The organism is Rickettsia endosymbiont of Orchestes rusci (assembly GCF_964030945.1).
In the GTDB taxonomy this organism is placed as follows: Bacteria; Pseudomonadota; Alphaproteobacteria; order Rickettsiales; family Rickettsiaceae; genus Rickettsia.
In genome coordinates this window covers 568,741-585,960 of sequence record NZ_CAXIQG010000004.1, presented here as the reverse complement: position 1 = coordinate 585,960, position 17,220 = coordinate 568,741, and the positions used below count along the sequence as shown (strand labels likewise).

Below are 17,220 nucleotides of genomic sequence, written 5' to 3'. Positions count from 1 at the left end.
GAGGATATTGTTGCGTAGATTGATAAAAGCAGCAATAGGTCATTCCCGTTTTCACGGGGCGTTGTTGCATGGATCGAAAATTGCTATATTTTGGGTATTCTTTAAAAGTACCGCGATGTCATGCCGTGGCTTGACCACGGCATCCAGTCAGGCTTTTTAATTTTTTCTGGATACCGTGGTCAAGCCACGGTATGACAAGTTTTAAGCGATTTTAACCATCCATGCAACAACGCCTTTTCACGGGAATAACATCGAGTAAAAATCATAGTATTATAGCTTAGATTGCCACAGCCACTTCGTGGCTTCGCAATGACGGTGTACATTACCAACTCTCCACAAATAACAAAAACACAACAAAATTTATGTTAAAAAAACTAGGTTTTTGGTCGGTTTTCGCTTTGGTAACCGGTAGCCAAATCGGCACGGGAATTTTTATATTACCGGCCAGTTTAGCCCCTTTCGGTATATATAGTATTTGGGGCTGGATATTATCCTCCTGCGGTGCTATTAGCATTGCGTTGTTATTTGCCGCTTTATGCGCTAAATTTCCGAAAACCGGTGGTCCGCATGTATATGTTCAAGAGGCATTCGGTAATTTTGCCGCTTTTTTTACCGGTTGGACTTATTGGATTATTTCCTTTGTTAGTACCGGTGCGGTGATTATTTCGGCAATAGGTTATTTAACTCCTTTAATCGGTGATCAAACTAATATGGTTTATTTGATTCTCGAAATATCATTATTAATTGCTATTGCCGCTTTAAATTTTAAAGGTCCGGGAATAGCGGCGCGTGCCGAGTTTTTTCTTACTATTTTAAAGTTTATTCCTTTATTGATAGTGGCAATATGCGCATTATATCGGTTTGACCTTAATAATTTTGTTACCGATGAAAAAGTGGTTAACTTAAGACTGCCGGAGCTTATGGGACGAGTAGCGTTACTAACTTTCTGGTGCTTTATCGGCATAGAATGCGCTACTACTTCGGCGGGTTCGGTAATTAATCCTTCAAAGACGATCCCAAGGGCTATAGTGTTCGGTACTATTTGCGTAGCGACTCTATATCTTATCAATAGCATCGGGATAATGGGTTTAATTTCCGGCACGCAATTAATGCATTCTAAAGCGCCGTATGTTGATGCGGCTCGGTTACTTTTCGGCGGGGGATGGCATTTATTAATCTCTTTGATAGCGTCGGTTATCTGTATCGGTACGTTAAATGCTTGGGTGTTAACAAGCGGGCAAATCGCATTAGGGCTTGCGGAAGACGGGCTAATGCCTCGCTTATTTGCTAAGAAAAATGCCGACGACGCACCTATATGGGGGCTTATAATAAGTTGCGGGGGGATCGTACCTTTATTGATTTTTACGGCTAATGAGAGTTTCTTTGATCAAATCACTCAAATAATGGAGATGTCGGTAGTTGCTTTTTTATTCGTTTATTTGATTTGCGGTATAGCATTTTTAAAAATACTTTTTACTTCCAAAGAAAAAGCGGCTTATTATTATCCGCTAATCGGCATTTTATCGATTATTTTTTGTGGTTGGATTATTTACGAAACACCTTTAAAAACTTTAATTATCGCTAGTATGTTTACCTTTAGCGGTTTGCCGGTATATTTTTTTTGGTATCGGCGTTGTTGCATGGCTCGATAAAAGCAGCAGTATGTCATTCTAGCTAAAGGCGGGGCGTTATTGCGTGGCTACCGGAATCGTCATTGCGAGCGACTGCAGGCGTTGTTGCATGGCTCGAATTTTCGATGTCATTCTAGCTAAAAGCGGGAACCCAGAAAATAATAGTCATCCTGAATTTATTTCAGGATCTACTAAAAAGATGCGCAAAACTTGTTCAGCATGACATAAATAAGACTGGATTCCCGTTTTCAGGCCATGCAACAACGTTTTTGGTATCGGAAGCAAGATACGGCATTAAATAGATTCACAAAATGCAACTAGTTTTTTAGAAACGATGTTAATATCATAATTTTCTTTTAATTTTAAATAGGCAGTTTGAGAAAATTTTTGCGCTTTATTTGGGTGATCAATAAGATACATAATTTTTTCGGCTAAATCTTCACTTGAGGCATTTTCGCAAAGTAATCCTTCTTGCATATGGGTTAAAATTTCGCTAGGACCTTCGGTGTTAGAGCTGACTATCGGTAAACTAGCCTCCATAGCTTCAAGTAATATAATACCGAAAGGTTCATGCAATGACGGAAGGCAAAAAATATCAAGCCCTGCAAAAAATTTATCCTTGTCTTTAACCCAGCCCGTAAATAATATATAATCTTTAAGTCCCAATTTGTCCGTTAAGGATAATAATTTTTTTGCCTCTTCGCCGTTCCCGCCGATAATTGCTTTAAATTCATATCTTTTTTCTCTTAAAATATGCATCGCTTCTATAAAAACATTCGCTCCTTTTTTAGGTACTAATCTAGCAATCATGCCGATCACTATAGGATTTGTATATAGTTTATGCGGAATAAAATCCTTTTTAATATTTATCATATTCGGTAGAAGGAAAATTTTTGAATCAGTAAAACTATGTGTTAACAAATGCTTTTTCATATGCTTAGTTAAAGCAATCACATAATCACATTTTTTTAAGCCTTTTAAGCTATAATTATGAGCAATCCCGATTAGTTTTATGTGTTTAGATTTAGCAAATTTACTAAAATTTATTGCCCTATTGCCGTGGGCGATAATTATATTAGGTTTGGTTTTATAGATTATATATTTAAGAATAAGGCTTGAAAAAAAATCTATGGGTGCTAAATTCGGTAATTTATAGCCCAATATAAAATTTTTTGAAGGTAAGAAGGCATTTATTTTTGCTCTAAAGCTAGTTACATTAATAACTTCAACTTTTTGCAGCTGCAGGGCGCTACTATAATCTAAAAAAGCCTGCTGAATACCGCCAAGGTCACGGCTTAGCATAATGTTCAGAATTTTCATTTATACTCTTTTATTTTTCTATGTCATTCCTAGCTGCGGCGGGGCGTTGTTGCATGGCTCGAATTTTTGCAAAGTGTTTCGGTGTCATGCCGTGGCTTGACCACGGCATCCAGTCTTTTATTAAGGTTTTTTCTGGATACCGTGGTCAAGCCACGGTATGACACTGTACTTATAATAACCATAATACAGTAAATTATTATCCACGCAACAACGCCCCGCCTTTAAGCTAGAATGACATCGAACTTTTTATATTTTTGACACTACAACAAACAATATAGTATAATTCAAAGAAATTTGCTATAATAATGAATTCAAAATATTAGAATCCATAAAATGATAAAGAAAATTAAGTTTGTAAAAATGCATGGATTGGGGAATGATTTTGTTATCGTTGATGCAAATGATTTGCCGAAGCAATGTAACTTAGTACGGCTCGCTAAAGATATAGCCGATCGCCGTCTAGGGATCGGCTGTGATCAGTTTATTATTTATGATAAACATCTCGATTATTATGAAATGGTCATTTACAATATAGACGGCTCTAGTGCTAAATTATGCGGTAATGCTTCAAGATGTCTTGCTAAGTTATTATATCTTAAATCGGGCGAAAAGAATATCACTATAACAATAGTTGATAAAAAACTATTATGTAGTGTTGATAATAACGATCAAATTAGCGTTAATGTAGGAGTAGTTAGCTTCAATGAATCTTGGATGCCTGAGCGTGAAAAGATTTGGGCGGTTGCTGAGCGTTATATGATTGATTTAAAAGAGACTATTTGTGTTGATATCGGTAATCCGCATCTGGTTATTTTTAGTAAAGTTGAGCCTCAAGATCAAAATATAATTAGTGAGAAATTACAAGATAAAGAATTATTTAAGGACGGCGTAAATGTTAATTTTGCCGAAGTTAAGGATAATAAAATTTACTTATCGGTTTGGGAGAGAGGGGCAGGGCTGACGCTTGCCTGCGGTAGCGGTGCTTGTGCAAGTTTTGCGGCAAGTTTAAAACTGGGTTTTATGCACTCTCCAAGTGAAGTAGTATTTAAACTAGGTAGCCTTATCATGTCCGAGCAGAAGGGGCATATAATAATGACGGGTCCTGCTAGCTTAGTTGCTAGCGGAGAGTTTTATTATGACTAACTCACAAGAAGTAGTGACGTTTGGCTGTCGGTTAAATATCTATGAAAGTGAAGTAATTAGGAAAAATCTAGCATTATCGGGTCTTGAGAATGTAACGGTGTTTAATACCTGTGCAGTGACTAGTGAAGCCGAAAAGCAAGCAAGGCAAGCTATCCGTAAAGCAAAAAAAAACAATCCTGATTTAAAAATTATCGTCACCGGTTGCTCGGCTCAAAATAAGCCTAAAATATTTGCCGATATGCCGGAAGTCGATAAAGTTATCGGTAATGAGGAAAAACTTTTTGCCGAGCATTACAGATTGACGGACGAAAAAATCGCGGTTAACGATATAATGTCGGTTAAAGAAACGGCGAATCACTTAGTAAGCAGTTTTGACGGCAAGTCAAGGGCATTTATTCAAGTACAAAACGGCTGTAATCATCGTTGTACTTTTTGTATAATACCTTACGGTAGAGGTAATAGTAGGTCCACCCCTATCGGTGCTATAGCAAATCAGGTCAAACATTTAGTACGGAACGGCTTTAAAGAAGTTGTTTTTACCGGCGTGGACGTTACCGCTTACGGTCCCGATCTTCCTGGGTCGCCGACATTTGCACAAATGATTAAGCGCGTGCTTGGGTTAATACCGGAACTCACCAGGCTTAGGTTATCCTCGATTGATGTGGCGGAAATTGATGACGAACTTTTTAATCTTATAGCATATTCGCCAAAAATAATGCCGCATTTTCATATTAGTTTGCAAGCCGGTGATGATATGATATTAAAGCGAATGAAGCGTCGCCATAATCGTCAAAATGTTATTGATTTTTGCCGTAAGTTACGGGCTATTAGACCGGAGGTATCTTTCGGTGCCGATATTATAGCCGGCTTTCCTACAGAAACTTCAGAGATGTTTGAGAATAGTAGGGCATTAATCGAGGAAGCCGGTTTGCAATATTTGCATGTGTTTCCTTATTCAGAGCGAGAGGGAACGCCGGCCGCTAAAATGCCGCAAGTGCTAAAGTCAGTTAGAAAAGAAAGAGCCGAAATTTTACGCCAAGAAGGGCAAAAACAATTGCATGAATTTTATAAAAGGCATATCGGGCAAAAAGTAGAATTATTGATAGAAAATAATCAACTAGCTCACACGGAAAACTTTATTCCGGTAAAGCTTGCGAGTCCCGTGGAAGTAGGACAAATTATTAAAGCTAGGTTAATTGGAATAGAAGGGGATCATATGGTGTGTGATATAAGTTAATTTGTCAGTTGGGATTATTATATGATAGGTTAAAGCGTGTTCGATGTCGTTCCCGCGAAAGCGGGAATCCAGGCTTTTCTTTGTCATGCTGAACTTGTTTCAGCATCTATTTGTAGTAGATCCTGAAATAAATTCAGGATGACTATTAACTTTCTAGATTCCCGCCTTTAGCTAGAATGACACCCTTTTTACGGCAATTTCTTATCCACGCAACAACGCCCCATTTTCACGGGAATGACATAGAGTAAAAAATCATAGGGTATTATAATTCTTAGGTTCACTAAACTCTTTTAATGTTACTGCTTTATTATCAAAAGTTATAGTAGAAATACATCCATACACCTTATTAATTTTACCCAGTAAAATATCTGAAAAATCAGCATTATATTTTTCGTAATCATTGAGAGAGAGCCACAATGTCTCAGGTTGTTCAAATACGAATTCTGTAGTTGATAATATAGCTCTTACTGCATCAGTTATTTCTTTTTTAGAATATTTGTAGCCTCGTTCCAAAACCCAAATAAGTTCACATATTACTATATTATTAATAAATATTGATTGTGCTTGATTTTCATATTGACTTATTACTTTATTTACAATATTTACAATAGTTGCTTGCTTTTCATCATCTTGAGTTAAATATCTAACCAAAACGTTAGTATCAATACCTATCATATCTGCCTCTAATAACTTCATCCATTTCTTCACAATTAATAATATTTTGAGGTTTTGGTAGGATACCTTGTAATTTCCTTACTGAATTATTAATAGGTATAAGTATTATATAATTATCTTGAATAATGAATTCAACTTTAATACCTGAAGATAAATCTAACTTTTCTCTTATAAAGGTAGGAATAGTTAATTGCCCTTTACTAGTAAGTGTAGAATAGTAATTTTTCATAATTACCTTACTTTAATTTATATAACATATATATTATATTATAATAAGGAAAAATATTATTCAACTTATTTTATTATTAAATGCAAGAATAAACTATTAAACTGTTAGATTAGGTTATCCAAGGGCTAGTCTAATCCGGTTTAAATGTATTGACAAAGTACTTACATAATGTAATATATTATACATTAAAATAGGTATTTATATGAGATATAAATTAGATGCTTACGAACAAGACATTGAAGATAATTATGAAAAGATGGAAATACGTAATGATGCAAAAGAGCGTGAAATGATAATGCAAGCCGCTAAGGAACATGTTGTTAGAAAAAAATCAATTACCATTAGGGTTGCCGAACATGATATTGAAGCAATGAAATTTAAGGCTTCTAAGAAAGGTATCCCTTACCAGACATATATTAATATGCTTATTCATTTAGACGCCGCAAAACTGTAATTCCTTTTATGTTCAAAAACATTGCAGTTTATGGAGGCGGTAGTTTCGGTACGGCACTTGCTTGCCAAGTTGCTAGATGCTGTAATAATGCTACCTTATTCTTGCGTGATAGTGAAATTGCTAATGAAATTTCAATAAAGAAAACTAATAGTAAATATTTAGACGAAATTATATTGCCGAATAATATAATAGCTACTACGGATTTAACTACCGTCAAGGATTTTGAAGTAATTATTATTGCTACACCCTCTATAGCTTTTGATAGTGCAATAAAGCTATTAAAAACTTCCGGTATTTCACCGACCGGTATTTTATTAATTGCAACAAAAGGCTTTGCAAATAACCCTACCGAGCTATTATCGGCTAGAGTGAAATCTATATTGCCTGATAACCCGATAGCTTTTATTGCCGGACCGAATTTAGCTAAAGAAATAGCAAATGGGTTATTAACCGGGGTAACTATTGCAAGTTCTGATAAGGATTTAGCCGATAAGCTGGCAATCAGTTTAGCCTCGGAATTTTTTGTTACCACTAGTAGTGATGACATTATAACACTACAAATAGCCGGAGCCGTAAAAAACATCATTGCCATTAAAAGCGGTTTGTATGAAGCAAGCGGACAGGGAGAAAATGCTAGGGCTTTGCTTATTACGGATGCTTTAAAAGAAATAAAAATTTTATCAAAAGCTCTTGGGGGCATGCAAAGCGATCCGAATATTTTGTTTGAGCCTTGTATTCTTGGAGATTTGATTCTTACCTGTTATTCCAAAATATCACGTAACGCAAGATTTGGCTATGAACTCGGAATTCAAGAGGATAAAAAGAAATTTTTACAAGAATATAAAGGGCTAGTAGAAGGAAGAGAAGCGGTAAAATTGGTTTTAGATTTTATACGAAAATATAATCTATTGATGCCGCTTATTTCCTCGGTAGCTTTGGAACTTGGATTATTATAATGTTCAAAATATCCTCGAAGGCAGCTCCGGAAATATTTAAAGAAGTAGCGCAAATAGTATTAAAGCTATTATTTATTTTAATATGCTTTTTTATACTATTATTTCCGGTAACGAACTTTAAAATTAATATGGAAAGTGCTATTTTTCCTGCTTGTGAAATAATCCTTATTTATTATTTTACTTCTTTTTATAATTTAAGCTTGTGGATGATATTTTTAGCCGGCATGCTGCTTGATCCGCTATATTCAATGCCTTTGGGGACAAATTCTTTAGTTTTTTTATTAGCTCATTTATTTTTTAAATTAGCCTCACGGTTTTTTCTTGCTAAAAATTATCTCACAAATTTTATTATTTTTTGTACCTATTGCTTTATTATATTAAATCTTAGATATTTATTGATATCTATAAAGAATTTTCACTCGGACGGTTATATTACAATATTATTTCAATATTTAACGACTATATTTTCATATAATTTAATTCGTCTTTTACTTGACTATCCATTAGATTATTTCAAAAAAAATGCTAAACAAAAAAATATTACATGATCAATTAGTATCGCGTCGAGCCTTTTTAATCGGCATAGGCAAGCTAGGGCTTTTATCGTTTTTAGGGGTGCGTATGTTTTATTTGCAGCTCATTAAAAGTGAAGAATATAAAACGTTATCCGATAAAAATCGTATTAATTTTGTGGTTATTCCTCCGGCAAGAGGACGAATTTATGATTTGGAAGGTAATATCCTAGCAACAAATCAAGCATGTTTTCAGTTATTAATAGATAGAAATAGCAACGTTAAGTATTTAGATGAATTAGCTTTGATAAGCCAAATTTTGAATTTGTCGTTAGAAAAACAAAGTTATATTAAGCAAAAAATCAAAAAATCCGGTAGGCATACACCTTTAATGATACTCGACCAGCTTGATTGGCAACAAGTATCTTTAATTGAAGAGCAAAAACAAAAATTAACCTCAATGTTTATTGATATAGGATATTCAAGATTTTATCCGTTCTCAGAAGTTACTTGTCATTTAATCGGCTATACCGGTCGTGTGAATGAACAAGAGAAAAAAGAGCAAGAATTAAATATTTATAATTTAAGTGATTTTAATATCGGTAAATCCGGAGTTGAAAAATATTACGAACACAAATTACGCGGTGAATTCGGTTATAAAAAAGTCGAGGTTAATGCCTTTGGTAAACAGGTAAGGGAGATTACTAACGTAGCTAGTAAATCAGGGACAGATATCCATTTAAATATTGATGCTAAGCTGCAAAAACAGATACAACCATACCTAAATCAACAAGGTTGTTCGGCAATAGTTATGGATACTACAAACGGTAATATATTAATTCTTGCTGCTTCTCCCGTATTTGAATCAAATAATTTTAGTAAATTATCGGATGATTATTGGAGTAGCTTAACTAACGATCCTTATAAGCCGTTAATCAACAAAACGGTACAAAATTGTTATCCTCCCGGTTCCGTCTTTAAGATAATTACCGTATTAGCTGCTTTAGAATCAGGCATAAAACCTGATAAAACTTTTTTCTGTAACGGCGCGTCGGTGCTAGGTACTAATAGTTTTAGATGTTGGAACCATCACGGTCACGGTACTTTAGATATGCTTGGGGCTATAAAACATTCTTGTAATATTTATATGTATGAATTATCAAGAATAATAGGGGGTGATAAGATATTAGAAACTGCTAGAAAATTCGGCTTCGGTTCAAAAACCGGTATTGATTTAACCTCGGAAAGTTCAGGATTTATTCCTTCCAAAGAATGGAAAAAACAAAAATTAAAAGCTCCGTGGACAATCGGTGATACTTTTAATTTAGCAATAGGGCAGGGCTTTACCACCGTTACGCCTATTCAATTAGCAAGATTTATCACGGCTATAGCCGGCGGTAAATTATATACCCCGCAGATAGTTAAGAATGATTCCGAGTTTCAACCCAAATTTCAACAAATTGATATTGATCCCCAAAATATTAAAATAATACAAGAAGGGTTATATAATACAGTGAATATAACCGGTGGCACTGCTTACTATAATAGAATATTAGGCGAAAATCGTCAATTAGCCGGTAAAACCGGTACTTCGCAAGTACAAGCAAAAGCAAGTGCAAAAGATGATTTAAGCCGTGAATCTATCGCTTGGGAACGACGTAACCACGGTCTATTTATAGGATTTGCCCCGTATCACAACCCCAAATATTCGGTTACTATTTTTGTCGACCACGGAGGCGGTGGCAGTAGAGCAGCAGCTCCTATCGCTCGGAAAATTATGTCCGATGTTTTAGATAAATATATGTAGTTAACGCGAACTATGGATAATTCTTATCTATAGTTGGGGTTAGTTAAGTTTTGAGATTAACGCCGCCGTTGCAAGGAGGTATTGTTGCATGGAACGTTAAACGTCATTGCGAGGCGGCTTTGACCTTGTTGCATGGCTCGATCTTACCCCGTCATTGCGAGGAGGGACGTAGTCCCGACGTGGCAACCCAGGAAAAAATAGCAAAAAAATAGCAAAAAATGTTATGAAAATTATTATTTTCTAGATTGCCGCGCTCCCTTTGGTCGCTCGCAATGACGATTCCGGTAGCCATGCAACAACGCCTCTTAACTAAAGAACACATTTAGCTGTATAAAAAATCATAAAAGTAAAAAACTAATGTATATAACTCATAATTATGTTATTATATGAGTTATAACTTAAGCATTTATAACTCATGATATGGAATTGGCAACATAAGGATTGGCCTAACTTTAAATATGATCAAAAACTTATATTTGAATTAGAGAAACGTTTTATTAACAATAGCGGTATTCTTTTAGGATCAACTAAATATCTTTCAGAATCCGATCAAAATAATTTAATTGTTATGCTTGCAAGTAATGAAGCATTAAATACTTCTGAAATTGAGGGAGAATACCTAAACAGAGATAGTGTACAATCTTCTATAAAACGCTATTTTAATGTAGCAATAGATAATAGAAAAGCAACCCCTGCCGAAACCGGTATATCGGAAATGCTAGCTAATATGTATTATTCATATGCGAGGCCGTTAAGCCATAATTATTTGTTTAGTTGGCATGCAATGCTAACTAATGGTAGAAGAGATTTTGGTTCTATAGGAAAATATCGTATTCATGAAGAAGCTATACAAGTAATTTCGGGTAAGTATAATGAACCTAACATTCATTTTGAAGCTCCTCCATCTAATATTGTTCGGAAAGAAATGGATAAGTTCATAAAATGGTATAATGATAATACAGATTATATCCTTCCTCTTACTAAAGCTGCTATAGCTCATCTTTATTTTGAATCTATACATCCATTTGAAGACGGTAACGGAAGAATAGGTAGAATTATTACTATAAAAATGTTATGTCAAAATATAGGACAACCGATATTAATAGCTTTATCACATGTAATAAATCAAGAAAAAAAATTATATTATAACGCTTTAGAGAGCAATAACAAGAGCCTTGAGATTACTGATTGGATATTATATTTTGTTGAAATAATAGTTAAGGCTCAGGATTATACTTTGCGTAATATTGAGTTTTTAATAAACAAAACAAAATTTTATGATAGATTTAAAAAGATATTAAATATAAGGCAAGAAAAAGTAATTAAAAGAATTTTTGAAGAGGGAGTAGAAGGCTTTAAGGGGGGCTTAAGTGCTGAAAATTACATAAATATTACTAAAACTTCTAAAGCTACTGCTACAAGGGATCTTCAGGAATTAGTAGAAATGCAAGCATTTACTAAAATTGGAGTACTTAAGGGAACAAGATACAATATTAATTTAGAATCAAAATAATTTTTTAACTACAAAAAAGCTGCTAACTGTAGTTAAGTATAAGCAGGGGCATTGTTGCATGGCTCGAAATCCTTATAAAAAAACACCGTCATTGCGAGGAGGGACGTAGTCCCGACGTGGCAATCCAGGAAAAAATAGCAAAAAATGCTATGAAACTTATTATTTTCTAGATTGCCGCGCTCCCTTTGGTCGCGACGTTGTTGCATGGATTAGAAATTGCCATAAAAAGAGTGTCATTCTAGCTAAAGGCGGGAATCTAGAAAAAACACTTTTAAGTCATCCTGAATTTATTTCAGGATATCTTTTAATAGATGCTGAAACAAGTTCAGCATGACATAAGCAAGGCTGGATTCCCGCCTTTAGCTAGAATGACATACGGCACTTTTTTAGAGTGATGCAACAAAGCCGTCGTAGCTACGGAATGATAGAATTTTTACCTCTTTTTTTAAACATTCGTACAGTACCGGGTCAAGCCGGCGTTGTTGCATGGCTCAAAATCCTTATAAAAAAACACCGTCATTGCGAGGAGGGGCGTAGTCCCGACGTGGCAATCCAGGAAAAAATAGCAAAAAATGCTATGAAACTTATTATTTTCTAGATTGCCGCGCTCCCTTTGGTCGCGACGTTGTTGCATGGATTAGAAATTGCCATAAAAAGAGTGTCATTCTAGCTAAAGGCGGGAATCTAGAAAAAACACTTTTAAGTCATCCTGAATTTATTTCAGGAGATATTTTAATAGATGCTGAAACAAGTTCAGCATGACTTAACCAAGGCTGGATTCCCGCCTTTAGCTAGGAATGACACCGAAAATTCGAGCCATGCAACAACACCGGCTTGACCACGGCATCCAGTCAGGCTTTTTAATTTTTTCCGGACCTAGTTAGCAAGCCACGGGGTGACAGTTTTAGACACTTTTTACCATCCACGCGAAGACCTATTCGCAATGACGGCTTACGTTTTTGCCCCTTAAGTTGACACCCATACGCCTGCGCGGGAATGACATCCCTTTTGAAGCAATTTCCGATCCATGCAATACATCTCTTCGCAACGACGAGCTTAGAGATATTACCGCTTAAATCAACACTAATAAGCTGTTGCTGAAAGAACATTATACTAAAGTAAAAGATAAAAATATTATTTATTTTTTACTATCAGCGTCTGTTGCTTCTGCTTTTTTAGGCAACATTATTTTTACATCGGCCTTGCTTTCCAATTCAGCTATATATTGCTTTAATACATCGCCCGCTAGCTTGTTGTTTATCATTGTTTTAGCTTCTTCTATAGTCGGTACGCGTACCGGTCTTTTTTCAAGCACGGTAATAACATGCCAGCCGAAATCGGTTTTTATAGGTGCCGAAACTTCATTTACTTTTAGAGCAAATGCTTTTTTCTCAAATTCCGGTACTAGCTGTCCTTGTTGATTTAAAATAATATATCCGATATCTCCACCGTTTGCTTTTGTAGAAGTGTCTGTAGAGTAAGTTTGCGCTAATTTAGCAAAATTCTGTCCTTTGCTTAATTTAGTTTTAATTTCATTAGCTTCTTTTTGGGTCTTAACTAAAATATGAGCAACTTTTATTTCTTCCTTACCTTTAAGTGACGCTGCATATTTATTATATTCTTCGTCAATCATCTTGTCGGTAATATGTGATTTTACGTAATTTGATAATAATTCCTGCTGTGCCAGTTGATTTTTAGCATTATCGAGTTTTTCTTGAAATTCTTTAGAAGATTCAATACCTGACTTTTCTGCTTCTTGCTTTAACAAAATATTATTAACAAAAATCTTTATTAATTGTTCTTGTTGTTCAGGGGCAAAATCTGCAAATGTTTTGTCCTTTAATTCGGGTTGCATACTAAGTTGTGGGGCAAGCTCCTTCATAATTTGTGATTCTCTCACTTCTCCGCCTTTATAAGTAGCAATTACTTTATCATCAGCAAACGCTACGCTAGATAACATACTGATAGATAAGAATATAACAGATAATTTTTTCATTAGATATGGCTCATAATTGTTAAATATAAGTTAAATTCTATAAAAACTAAATCCTTGCGTCAACAGCTATTTATAATATTGTTTGATAATTTTATAACAATGCCTTATTTTAGTAAAAAAGTAATAATTATGAAGTATTACTTTTTATAAAAGGTGATACTTCTTGCTGCTAATATTTAATTTAATTCAGGATTTTAATGTTTTCTTTATTTAAAAAACTTTTCGGGACGGCAAATGATCGAGTCGTTAAAAAACTATTTTCGGAGGTCGGTAAAATTAATTCATTCGAGCCGATAATTCAAAAGCTTTCGGACGATGAGCTTAAAAATAAAACAGAAGAGTTTAAACAGAAGCTAAAAGACGGTGCTACACTAAATGAAATTGCCTATGAGGCGTTTGCGGTCGTACGCGAAGCGGCAAAAAGAGTCCACGGTACGCGGCATTTTGACGTTCAGCTTATCGGTGGCTTGATATTGCATCGCGGTATGATTACGGAGATGCGTACGGGGGAGGGTAAAACTTTGACTTCCACGCTGCCGGTATATTTAAATGCTTTACGCGGGAAAGGCGTACATGTCGTAACGGTTAATGATTATTTAGCAAAGCGTGACTCCGAATGGATGGGGAAAATTTATAATTTTCTAGGGATATCGGTCGGTTGTATTATTAGCGGTATAAGTGATAATTTAAGGCGTGAAGCTTATAATGCCGATGTTACTTATGCCACTAATAATGAGCTTGGTTTTGATTATTTAAGGGATAATATGAAGTATAGTATGCAAGAAAAAGTACTTCGTCCCTTTGAATTTGCGGTTATTGACGAAGTCGATTCAATTTTAATAGATGAGGCCAGAACTCCGCTTGTTATATCAGGTCCTGTTGATGATAATTCGGAGTTATATAGTAAAATTGATAAAATAATACGTAAGCTAGACGCCGCCGATTATGAAAAAGATGAAAAATTAAAAACAATTAATTTAACGGAAAACGGTATTACTCATACGGAAGCTTTGCTAGCTCAAGAGAATATTATAAAGCCCGAATCCGGCTTATATGATTTTGAGAATTTAAGCTTAGTTCATTATGTTAATCAAGCATTAAAAGCTCACAATTTGTTTACGATCGATGTGGATTATTTAGTACGTGACGGTAAAGTAATGATTATTGATGAATTTACCGGACGCGTTATGGAAGGACGCCGCTACTCCGAAGGACTGCATCAAGCATTAGAAGCCAAAGAATCGGTAAAAATTCAAAATGAAAATCAAACGCTTGCCTCTATTACTTTTCAAAATTATTTCCGTAATTATCCTAAATTATCGGGTATGACCGGTACGGCTATGACTGAAGCGTCAGAGTTAAAAGATATTTATAATCTTGACGTGGTTGCCGTGCCGACTAATAACAAAATCAGTAGAATTGACCTTGACGATGAAATTTACGGGACTAAACAAGATAAATACGATGCTATTTTAAAGCTTATCAAAGAGTGTTACGAGCGAGGGCAGCCGGTATTAGTCGGTACGGTCAGTATAGAAAAATCGGAAGAAATTTCTAATTTGTTAAATAAACATAAAATTATCCATAAAGTATTAAATGCCAAATTTCATGAACAGGAAGCTTTTATTATTGCCCAAGCCGGTCGGTTTAAGGCAATAACTATTGCTACAAATATGGCCGGTCGCGGTACCGATATTATGCTAGGAGGTAATCCGGAAATGCTAATAGAGCAATTAACCAAGGATAATAAGACTCCTGAAAATTATGAAAGCAAAATAGCCGAAATAAAGCAGCAAATAGCCGATGAAAAACAACAAGTTATCAATGTCGGCGGGTTGTTTGTGATCGGTACGGAAAGGCATGAAAGCCGTCGAATCGATAACCAATTAAGAGGTAGATCAGGCAGACAAGGCGACCCCGGTACTACTAAATTTTTTCTCTCCTTAGAGGATGATTTAATGAGGATTTTTGCCTCTGATCGTATTTCAGGAATTTTAAGGACTTTGGGGCTTAAAGACGGTGAAGCAATCCATCACCCGATGATTAGCCGCTCCTTAGAAAAAGCTCAGCAAAAAGTCGAAGGACATAACTATGAAATACGTAAAAATTTATTGCGTTTTGATGACGTAATGAATGATCAACGTAAAATAATATATGAACAACGAAACGAGATTATTAAATCTAAAGATAGTTACGGTTTCTTACGGACGACCACCGAAGAATTAATCAAAAAAATAATTTTAATATTTATGCCGACAGGTTCTTATCGTAAAGATTGGGATTTAGAAAATTTGAGCTTAGAATTACATCGTATTTTTGCTATAAAATTTGACCGGAGTCTAGTAAGCAAAAACGACGTAACCGAGGAAGACGTTATAAAAATAGTTACGCAAACGGCAAATGAATTATATAAATCAAAAGAAGAAACATATAGTACCGATTTAATGCATAATGCAGTAAAATATATTTTATTAACTACTCTTGATCAAGTTTGGAAAGATCATTTACATAGTTTAGATCATTTAAGGCAAGGTATATCCCTGCGTGCTTATGCTCAAAAAGACCCGCTTAGCGAGTATAAAAGAGAGGCGTTTAATCTGTTTGAACAGATGTTAAATAATTTAAAAGAGTTATTTGTTCAAACCGTCTATCACTTTCATATCGATACTAGCCATATTCAGAAAGAGGATTTATCGCTTGAGCATAAGAAACTACAAAAAAATATGCGTGAGAGTAGGGAAGACCCGGCATTTAGTAAATATAATGCCGGCAGTAGCGTAGAAACGGAGCTTAAACCCGTCATCTCCCGCATCGATCCGGAAGATAGAATAGAATCCGATCCGACCACTTGGGGTAAAGTATCGCGTAATGAATTATGCCCTTGCGGTTCGGGTAAAAAATATAAATATTGCCATGGGAATAATGAGTAAATAAATAATATTATATTTATGAAAACTACTTTGCCTGAGCATCTGCTTGAAGTTCGAGACAGGTTTGATTATAGATTCGGTGTCATTTTCACGCTCCTTTATGTCATTCTAGCTAAAGGCGGGAATCTAGAAAATACTTTTTAAGTCATCCTGAATTTATTTCAGGATCTACTAAAAAAGATGCGCAAAACTTGTTCAGCCTGACAAAGAAAAGTCTAGATTCCAGCCTTTAGCTAGAATGACATAAAAAATTCGAGCCATGCAACAACGCCTTTGGTCGCTCGCAATGACGATTCCGGTAGCCATGCAACAAGGCTCGCCGCAGCTAGGAACGACATCGGGAACGTTTGTATCAATCGCAACAATGTTTCCTTGCGCTGATCTTTCTGAATTTACTACTCCTTCTTATTGACAAATATGTAAAAAGATTTTATATTATCTTTTAAGTTTAAACAAATATTATTCAGTATGTCAAAAGCAAAAACCGCTTCAAAAAATAACCCGACTTCTAGGGAGCAAGCTAAAGAATATTTTTATAACGGTCAGAAAATTAAGCCGGTAAAGCTTATATCTGTTCAAACTTCTTTTTTGGCGGCGGAATATGAAGGTTCCGGCGATCTAGTTTTAGGAAATAACGGCAAAGCATTAGCTTGGGGATTAGTAAAAAGTTTATCTTAATTTCTCACCTCACAAATCTCATTAATAAATAATAGGGGACATAGCTCAGGGGTAGAGCATCTGCTTTGCACGCAGAGGGTCAAGGGTTCGATTCCCTTTGTCTCCACCATTCTTTAGTTTTTGGTATTTCTACAAACAC

At 35.3% G+C, this 17,220-nt stretch carries 22 protein-coding genes and 1 tRNA gene; 14 read left to right on the top strand and 9 right to left on the bottom strand.

Going from position 1 to position 17,220, the window contains the following annotated elements; translation table 11 throughout:
- Positions 1 to 10: 10 nt before the first annotated feature.
- Entirely contained in the window at positions 11 to 160 is a 150-nt protein-coding gene (locus AAHM91_RS06855; RefSeq protein WP_342270303.1) for a hypothetical protein, read from the top strand.
- 19 nt (positions 161 to 179) lie between these two features.
- On the opposite strand, the gene AAHM91_RS06850 is transcribed toward AAHM91_RS06855, so the two are convergent.
- Positions 180 to 323 carry a hypothetical protein gene (locus AAHM91_RS06850; RefSeq protein ID WP_342270302.1) on the bottom strand — a complete coding sequence of 48 codons (144 nt, stop codon included), beginning with the start codon at positions 321 to 323 and terminating at the stop codon, positions 180 to 182.
- 39 nt (positions 324 to 362) lie between these two features.
- Here AAHM91_RS06850 and AAHM91_RS06845 point away from each other — a divergent pair, with 39 nt between their 5' ends.
- Together AAHM91_RS06845 and AAHM91_RS06840 are read left to right on the top strand one after the other, a co-directional pair.
- Positions 363 to 1,652: an APC family permease gene (locus AAHM91_RS06845; RefSeq protein ID WP_342270301.1), complete on the top strand. Its 1,290-nt coding sequence runs from the start codon at positions 363 to 365 to the stop codon at positions 1,650 to 1,652.
- 43 nt (positions 1,653 to 1,695) lie between these two features.
- Positions 1,696 to 1,854 carry a hypothetical protein gene (locus AAHM91_RS06840; protein WP_342270300.1) on the top strand — a complete coding sequence of 53 codons (159 nt, stop codon included), beginning with the start codon at positions 1,696 to 1,698 and terminating at the stop codon, positions 1,852 to 1,854.
- 71 nt (positions 1,855 to 1,925) lie between these two features.
- On the opposite strand, the gene AAHM91_RS06835 is transcribed toward AAHM91_RS06840, so the two are convergent.
- Both AAHM91_RS06835 and AAHM91_RS06830 read right to left on the bottom strand, forming a co-directional pair.
- Positions 1,926 to 2,951 carry a glycosyltransferase family 4 protein gene (locus AAHM91_RS06835; RefSeq protein ID WP_342270299.1) on the bottom strand — a complete coding sequence of 342 codons (1,026 nt, stop codon included), beginning with the start codon at positions 2,949 to 2,951 and terminating at the stop codon, positions 1,926 to 1,928.
- A 29-nt stretch (positions 2,952 to 2,980) separates the two neighbouring features.
- Positions 2,981 to 3,133, bottom strand: a complete 153-nt coding sequence (locus AAHM91_RS06830) for a palindromic element RPE4 domain-containing protein (protein WP_342270298.1) — start codon at positions 3,131 to 3,133, stop codon at positions 2,981 to 2,983.
- A 151-nt stretch (positions 3,134 to 3,284) separates the two neighbouring features.
- On the opposite strand from AAHM91_RS06830, the gene dapF reads away from it, so the two are divergent.
- Positions 3,285 to 4,094 (top strand): diaminopimelate epimerase, encoded by an 810-nt coding sequence (dapF, locus tag AAHM91_RS06825; RefSeq protein ID WP_253307865.1) that lies wholly within the window; start codon positions 3,285 to 3,287, stop codon positions 4,092 to 4,094.
- Positions 4,087 to 5,331 carry a tRNA (N(6)-L-threonylcarbamoyladenosine(37)-C(2))-methylthiotransferase MtaB gene (mtaB, locus tag AAHM91_RS06820; protein WP_253307864.1) on the top strand — a complete coding sequence of 415 codons (1,245 nt, stop codon included), beginning with the start codon at positions 4,087 to 4,089 and terminating at the stop codon, positions 5,329 to 5,331. Before dapF ends, mtaB begins: the two co-directional genes overlap by 8 nt.
- 252 nt (positions 5,332 to 5,583) lie before the next feature.
- Here the strand turns inward: mtaB and AAHM91_RS06815 are convergent, their stop codons facing one another.
- Positions 5,584 to 6,006 carry a PIN domain-containing protein gene (locus AAHM91_RS06815; protein WP_342270297.1) on the bottom strand — a complete coding sequence of 141 codons (423 nt, stop codon included), beginning with the start codon at positions 6,004 to 6,006 and terminating at the stop codon, positions 5,584 to 5,586.
- Positions 5,993 to 6,235: an AbrB/MazE/SpoVT family DNA-binding domain-containing protein gene (locus tag AAHM91_RS06810; RefSeq protein ID WP_342270296.1), complete on the bottom strand. Its 243-nt coding sequence runs from the start codon at positions 6,233 to 6,235 to the stop codon at positions 5,993 to 5,995. The genes AAHM91_RS06815 and AAHM91_RS06810 overlap by 14 nt, the downstream gene beginning before the upstream one ends.
- A 202-nt stretch (positions 6,236 to 6,437) precedes the next feature.
- Between AAHM91_RS06810 and AAHM91_RS06805 the strand changes: the two genes are divergently transcribed.
- The 4 genes from AAHM91_RS06805 to mrdA are packed head-to-tail and all read left to right on the top strand — an operon-like array spanning position 6,438 to position 9,964.
- Positions 6,438 to 6,689 carry a CopG family antitoxin gene (locus AAHM91_RS06805; RefSeq protein ID WP_342270295.1) on the top strand — a complete coding sequence of 84 codons (252 nt, stop codon included), beginning with the start codon at positions 6,438 to 6,440 and terminating at the stop codon, positions 6,687 to 6,689.
- Positions 6,690 to 6,697: 8 nt separating this feature from the next.
- Positions 6,698 to 7,645 (top strand): NAD(P)H-dependent glycerol-3-phosphate dehydrogenase, encoded by a 948-nt coding sequence (locus AAHM91_RS06800; protein WP_341793940.1) that lies wholly within the window; start codon positions 6,698 to 6,700, stop codon positions 7,643 to 7,645.
- Positions 7,645 to 8,193 (top strand): hypothetical protein, encoded by a 549-nt coding sequence (locus AAHM91_RS06795; RefSeq protein ID WP_253307859.1) that lies wholly within the window; start codon positions 7,645 to 7,647, stop codon positions 8,191 to 8,193. Before AAHM91_RS06800 ends, AAHM91_RS06795 begins: the two co-directional genes overlap by 1 nt.
- Positions 8,168 to 9,964: a penicillin-binding protein 2 gene (gene mrdA / locus AAHM91_RS06790; protein ID WP_253307858.1), complete on the top strand. Its 1,797-nt coding sequence runs from the start codon at positions 8,168 to 8,170 to the stop codon at positions 9,962 to 9,964. Before AAHM91_RS06795 ends, mrdA begins: the two co-directional genes overlap by 26 nt.
- Before the next feature lie 151 nt (positions 9,965 to 10,115).
- Here mrdA and AAHM91_RS06785 read toward each other — a convergent pair whose 3' ends face one another.
- Positions 10,116 to 10,256, bottom strand: coding sequence for a hypothetical protein (locus tag AAHM91_RS06785; RefSeq protein WP_342270294.1), 141 nt, complete (start codon positions 10,254 to 10,256; stop codon positions 10,116 to 10,118).
- 123 nt (positions 10,257 to 10,379) lie between these two features.
- On the opposite strand from AAHM91_RS06785, the gene AAHM91_RS06780 reads away from it, so the two are divergent.
- A complete protein-coding gene (locus AAHM91_RS06780) occupies positions 10,380 to 11,477 on the top strand; it encodes a Fic family protein (RefSeq protein ID WP_342270293.1) in 1,098 nt (365 codons plus the stop codon).
- Positions 11,478 to 11,509: 32 nt separating this feature from the next.
- Here the strand turns inward: AAHM91_RS06780 and AAHM91_RS06775 are convergent, their stop codons facing one another.
- From AAHM91_RS06775 to AAHM91_RS06765, 3 genes are all read right to left on the bottom strand, one after another.
- Positions 11,510 to 11,683, bottom strand: a complete 174-nt coding sequence (locus tag AAHM91_RS06775) for a hypothetical protein (protein ID WP_342270292.1) — start codon at positions 11,681 to 11,683, stop codon at positions 11,510 to 11,512.
- Positions 11,684 to 11,922: 239 nt separating this feature from the next.
- Positions 11,923 to 12,111, bottom strand: a complete 189-nt coding sequence (locus AAHM91_RS06770) for a hypothetical protein (protein WP_342270291.1) — start codon at positions 12,109 to 12,111, stop codon at positions 11,923 to 11,925.
- 504 nt (positions 12,112 to 12,615) lie between these two features.
- Positions 12,616 to 13,473, bottom strand: a complete 858-nt coding sequence (locus AAHM91_RS06765; RefSeq protein ID WP_253307856.1) for a peptidylprolyl isomerase — start codon at positions 13,471 to 13,473, stop codon at positions 12,616 to 12,618.
- A gap of 197 nt (positions 13,474 to 13,670) precedes the next feature.
- On the opposite strand from AAHM91_RS06765, the gene secA reads away from it, so the two are divergent.
- The 4 genes from secA (at position 13,671) to AAHM91_RS06745 (ending at position 17,190) form a co-directional block, all read left to right on the top strand.
- A complete protein-coding gene (secA, locus tag AAHM91_RS06760) occupies positions 13,671 to 16,403 on the top strand; it encodes a preprotein translocase subunit SecA (RefSeq protein ID WP_342270290.1) in 2,733 nt (910 codons plus the stop codon).
- Positions 16,404 to 16,421: 18 nt separating this feature from the next.
- A complete protein-coding gene (locus AAHM91_RS06755) occupies positions 16,422 to 16,547 on the top strand; it encodes a hypothetical protein (RefSeq protein WP_342270289.1) in 126 nt (41 codons plus the stop codon).
- A 324-nt stretch (positions 16,548 to 16,871) separates the two neighbouring features.
- Positions 16,872 to 17,081, top strand: coding sequence for a hypothetical protein (locus AAHM91_RS06750; protein ID WP_253307853.1), 210 nt, complete (start codon positions 16,872 to 16,874; stop codon positions 17,079 to 17,081).
- 34 nt (positions 17,082 to 17,115) lie between these two features.
- A tRNA-Ala gene (locus tag AAHM91_RS06745) sits at positions 17,116 to 17,190 on the top strand.
- Positions 17,191 to 17,220 lie beyond the last annotated feature (30 nt).